This is a genomic window from Lactobacillus helveticus DSM 20075 = CGMCC 1.1877, assembly GCF_000160855.1.
Lineage (GTDB): Bacteria > Bacillota > Bacilli > Lactobacillales > Lactobacillaceae > Lactobacillus > Lactobacillus helveticus.
In genome coordinates this window covers 61,604-67,010 of sequence record NZ_GG700752.1, presented here as the reverse complement: position 1 = coordinate 67,010, position 5,407 = coordinate 61,604, and the positions used below count along the sequence as shown (strand labels likewise).

At 29.0% G+C, this 5,407-nt stretch carries 4 protein-coding genes and 1 pseudogene; all 5 read right to left on the bottom strand.

What is annotated here, in order from left to right:
* Window positions 1-282: 282 nt before the first annotated feature.
* Entirely contained in the window at window positions 283-1,875 is a 1,593-nt protein-coding gene (locus HMPREF0518_RS00315; protein WP_003624897.1) for an ATP-binding cassette domain-containing protein, read from the bottom strand.
* Complete coding sequence (locus tag HMPREF0518_RS00310) at window positions 1,853-2,497, bottom strand: glycoside hydrolase family protein (RefSeq protein WP_003624894.1); 645 nt, start codon at window positions 2,495-2,497, stop codon at window positions 1,853-1,855. The genes HMPREF0518_RS00315 and HMPREF0518_RS00310 overlap by 23 nt, the downstream gene beginning before the upstream one ends.
* 5 nt (window positions 2,498-2,502) lie before the next feature.
* Window positions 2,503-4,473: a class III lanthionine synthetase LanKC N-terminal domain-containing protein gene (locus tag HMPREF0518_RS00305; protein ID WP_003624891.1), complete on the bottom strand. Its 1,971-nt coding sequence runs from the start codon at window positions 4,471-4,473 to the stop codon at window positions 2,503-2,505.
* Between the two features lie 69 nt (window positions 4,474-4,542).
* Window positions 4,543-4,701: a hypothetical protein gene (locus HMPREF0518_RS10195; protein WP_003624889.1), complete on the bottom strand. Its 159-nt coding sequence runs from the start codon at window positions 4,699-4,701 to the stop codon at window positions 4,543-4,545.
* 241 nt (window positions 4,702-4,942) lie between these two features.
* Window positions 4,943-5,407, bottom strand: a pseudogene (locus HMPREF0518_RS00300) (IS982 family transposase); the annotation flags it as partial.

The window sequence follows — 5,407 nt, the reverse complement described above, 5'->3', positions numbered from 1 at the left end:
GCTAAAACCAATACTCATTATGATTTATATGAAATACCAGCTTGACTGATGAATTACATGAAAAGTTAGACAATGAGCTGATTACACAGAAAAAGATCAAAAAAATTTTGAAGCAAACCAAAAAAGAGAAAAAGTACGCAGAAAAATTAGACTTAAAAAAGCCCCAAAAAACTTAATATAATAAACTTTAGGAGGCTTTTTTTATTTCTAAACTGTCAAACTCAGGATTGTACCTTAACTAGGATTTTATTTCTAATTTTTTCGGACTCTTTTTGATGAATATCACTTAGTGTCTAAATTAATAACTTGATCAAATTTTTGTTTATCTTCAATACTCATTATATGTTCAATCTCAATAATTGTTTGAGGAAGACTTTGTAATAGAGCGAAAATTTGTTTGCGACTATTATCATCAAGACCTGATAAACCTTCATCAACAAGTAAAAAGTCCTTTTTATTCAATAATGCACGAGCAATTTCTACTTTTCGTTTCTCTCCACCAGATAAAGATAATCCTTTATCACCAATTTGTGTGTCTAAATAATTTTTATTTGCTAAATATTCTAACTTAACTTTTTTCAAAACTTTAATTAGACGAGAAGAAGGAATATCTTTTCCTAAAGTCAGATTGAAACGTAATGATTCTGAAAAAATATATGTATCTTGCCCAACAATTCCAAAATTAGAAAGGAAATTATTTTTATTTAACTGCTTATCAATTAAAATTTTACCTTTAATCAAAGGTAATTCATTTAACAAACTTTTAAATAAAGTTGACTTGCCAATTCCAGATCTTCCAGTTATTAAAACTTTATCTCCTTCAAAAATTTCAAAATTAATATTCTTTAATATAGCATGATTATTATATCCAAGAGTACAATGATCAAAGATAATCTTTTTTTTGTCAGAAAGATTTACAAACGATAGGTTATCGTATTGTCTTGGCTCTGGCTTTTGTAATACTGTATTTTCTAATAAAGGGCGAACCGAATTCAACTGATTAGTAATATTTACTATTGAAATAATTGGGCTAGTTAAGCGATCAGATGCTAGAAAAAGTGAAATTAACCCTCCAACAAGTATTTGCCCCTTGACTACAAAAAATGATCCTACTGCTAAAGAGATAACCATAGAAAAAGTATATGAAACTTGAGCAAAAAAGTTAGAAGTATTACGACGAAAGTTCATAAAAAAATACTTTCTTTCCTCCATTAGCAACGCATTTTTAATAAATAATTTTAATCTTGTATAAGCATTAGCATGTCTAATAGTATTAAAACCATGTACAGCATCACTTATCTTTAAATTGTAAATTTCATAGCTCTGATTCCAGCTTTTAGTTCCATCTTGAATCCAATTTCTTGTGAGTCTAGGAACTGCTGCAGGTAATAAACCACAAAATAGGAAAACTAAAGCTGCAATACCATTTATATTTAGAATATATATAAGCGAGACAATAGTTTGATCAATACAATAAATCAAGGTAATGACTGAATCAATACATTGATTCTCAATTTGTTTAACATTGACATTAATGAAGTTCAATGTATTTGCCATTTTACTTTCACTAGGAGAATAGGTGAAAGTATTAAAAGCTCTTGAACGTAAAAATTGATTACTAGATTTGATAATTTTTCCCCAACAAAATTGCCAAAGATAAAAACTTATATTCAAAAAAAGCATTAAAACAAGGTATAATATGAGAATTCTAGGAATATCATTGAAATTTTTTTGAGAGAGTGTGTTAGTTATTTTTCCAATTATGTAAGGGGAGATAATCCCATCTAAGGATGCAAATGCACTAGTTGTTATCAACGTAAAAAATAAAAATTTGTTTTTAATTAGTAATTTTTTAAAGAATGAAGTAATAGTCATGGTGAACACCTTTATTCATTTCTAAGGTAATTGCAGATAGAATACCAAGCGTTCCAGCACCTATATCATCTGAAATAAAGGCTTGCCCGTCTGATGGCCATCCAGAATGTTTTTTGGAATTTATAAAGCTAGAAAATAAATGATTATTGTAGTAATCATTTAAATGCTTTAGTTTTGTGTAAAGACGCTTAGGAATCTTTTTTCGCGATCTTAGTATAGTTTTAATAACAAGCAGTATACCAGCAGTTCCATTATTCATTCCATAGTTATACGTAAAAGGTAAGTCTAAGGAATCAATATATCTATCTAACAAATCCCAGTTTCCATTATCGGTTAAACAATAATACTTAAACAAAATAAAAACTAAACCAGCAGATCCGTTCATTAAATAAGGAGATCTAATATTGGGCCATTTCTTTGAATTATACGAAATCCCTGTAAATGGATCTTCATTTTTGTATATTTCTAGATAGTTTTTTAATATTAATTTTACGCTAGATAAATAATTAATATTTTTAGTTCTTTTATATTCCATTAGGAATACAAGTGCAGTACCTAAATCACCATATTCTAAACCTTCATCTGTTGTATTTCCAATATCTTTTTTTAACTTTTTTAACATTGATGTTATATGTTTTGTGAAGTCAGGATAACCTTTTTGTTACTGATTAATTGTAATGCAAGAGTTATTCCGGCATAGCCATTACATAAGGTATTATTTTGTGGCTCGTTTTTAATTCTTTCTAAAAGTTTAATTAATGAATAATTTTGTTCGAATGTGGTATTTGTATAAAATTCAAATAGAGTAGTACCTGCTAATCCGAAAAATAAGCCTAAATTCAATTGCTTTTTTGATTCTAATTCAATAATAGCGCTTTTCGCTTTGTGAATAGTTGCTGTCATATCTATATCTTTTAATTCGTTTTTCAATGCTAAAATTGCACCTAACTTGCCATAAATTAAAGAACAAGTGGTGGCTTCTCCCACATAAGGAGTACATTTTAAGTAATCAACTAAATTAGAAGAATGAATTGTATATTGGGTTAAGAGGTTATCTTTTAAATCAATTAATTCCTTTATAGAAACAGCATTGAGTTCATTATTATCATATTTCGATAATTTTTTTAAGTCTAAAGTATCACATAAGTTGCTTGTGTTATTTAATCTATTAGACTTAGAAAGAGAATAGAGAGTAAACGCAGATGATAATATGATTTTTTGATTTGTAGTTAATTTTTCCTTTAATAAATTAAAGCGTTTGATAAAGAAATTTTTATCAAATATAAAATCATTTACTTTATTGAATACAGTGTAAAACATTAACAGAGAAAGTTTGTAGCAATCTTTATTGTAGTCGTCGAGATTCAAGGGCATTCTTATACAAAAGTTATTTGTAGCAATTTCGCTATAGCAATTCTTTTTTTGCGGTTGTATAGTTTCTACATCAACTAACGCTATTTCTTTAGTTTGTCTGTTATAAATAAAGTTATCATCTGAAATATCATTTAAAACATATCCAGAAGAATGAAGACGGGTGATAAAGGTTAGAATTTGACGCCATATATTGATTAAATCATTATCAAGGTCAAGTTTTTTATTTTTTGATTGATTTTTATTTAACATTGAATTTTGTTGAAGTAATTCTCTTAAAGATAATCCGTCAATTTTTTCTTCTACGATATAAAACGATTCATCTATATATAATTGATCAATGTACTTAGGCATGTTGATAAGAGTTCGTATTTTATTATTTCTTAAAATGGTTGTCTCATTCTTTTTTAAGTTCCAAGCTCTATATATACTTTCGTTTTTATCCGGAAGAGCACCTAGTCTGGCTTCTTTTACAATAACATGTTTTTTAGTATTGGATTCTATACCTTCATATATATTGCCAGTCCCTAATCTTCTAATAATATTGATTATTTCAAATTTTTTTGTAGTCTTTTGTCCAATTAGACATGGCGATATTATTTTTTCTTTCTTAAAACTAGAAGGAAAAGGAGGATTAATACCGTTTGGTATTTTGAAATATGTTTTTCTATCATCAGAGATGAAATTTCCCTCTCCATCTAATATTTTGTAGGTCATATCACCATTACGCGTCATAAAAATTTGTGGAAAAAAGCCACCAAACCTGTAAGAAATAACTTCAGAATTTTTATAACGTTTATCACTAGGCACACGAACACCTGAAAACCTTTGTAATTTTTTATGTAAAATACCTAATAGCAATTTAAATTCAGCATTATTTCTAGGATAAATAGTTATATATTTTCCAAATTGGGAAGGATTAATGTTTTTATCTGATAATAACAGATAATCAGATAGATAATATGCAAATTTAAATGATGTTTGGTATTTTAACATTACTTGGGAGACAATAGTTAAAACTTTTCCATAATCTTTTAGGTAAGGTGAAATATGAATCTTCCATCCTTCTAATTGGTAGCCGTTATTAAAAAGGCAGTTATAAAAAGGTCGTTTATAACCTCCAAATGTTGAAGCAATTGTATTATCTACTAAGTATTTGGCAAAACAAGTATTATCTGTTGAACTAGTAGAGAACTCAAGCGGAAATCTAGTTAAAAACTCTCTCATAATTATCACCCTCTATAAAAAAGCCCTCTTAATTAATATATTTACTAATTAAGAGGGAAAATAGAAATTTTAATCAAAGACTGTAGGTGCCTTACAGCTGCTGGTGCAACTCCAACTTTGTCCAGAGTTAGCAAGAATATTGTCTTTAATTTCATGTTCCTTTTCTTTTATGGTTTCTAAAACATCATGAATAGTCATATCTGTGCCATCCTTTCCAAAAATAGCCATTATTTTTTAATCTGCACTTAATAGTGTTAATATTATGCTCATAATAAGCCCGAAAAATTAGATTGTCAATATATTTTTCAATTTTTTGTCAGTACTTTTAATTACATTTTCATCAGCAAGTATGAATTATATATTTTTATCATTAGTAAAATTGTTATACGCTCTACGCGTGATGCTAGTTAAATCATTCTAGACAATATGCCATATTGTAGGCCAAAACTACAATTTCAAGTCGTTCCTAAAACCCTGTTATGTTTCGAGCACGATTGTTTTCAGCGTTGTAGTAGCTAAGCAGGGAAAAGTCACTCTCAATGGTTCTTCTGATAGCCATTAGCTGATGATCGTTATGCTCTTTAGCACCTTGCATGTTTTTGCGATATGACGTCCAAAGCTTATAGCCCATTTTGTTTTAGCTGGAAAGCTAAATCTTTGCCGAGGTAGCCTTCATCGCCTAAAAGATAATGGTTAGCAGGATGGGCATTGGTCATCAGCTCTGCAGTTTCCTTGGCATCATGCACTGATGCTTTAGTAACTGCATAATCAAGCAAGTAGCCGTCATCACTACAATGGCATGAACCTTAAAGCCATAATAGTAGACTTTTTTCGTTGCTTTGTAGCCAATATCAGCTATATCGCGAAGGATTTTAACGCGATAATTGCGAACAGGCTAACAGACCGAGACTGGAAAGCTGTCAATAATTATATC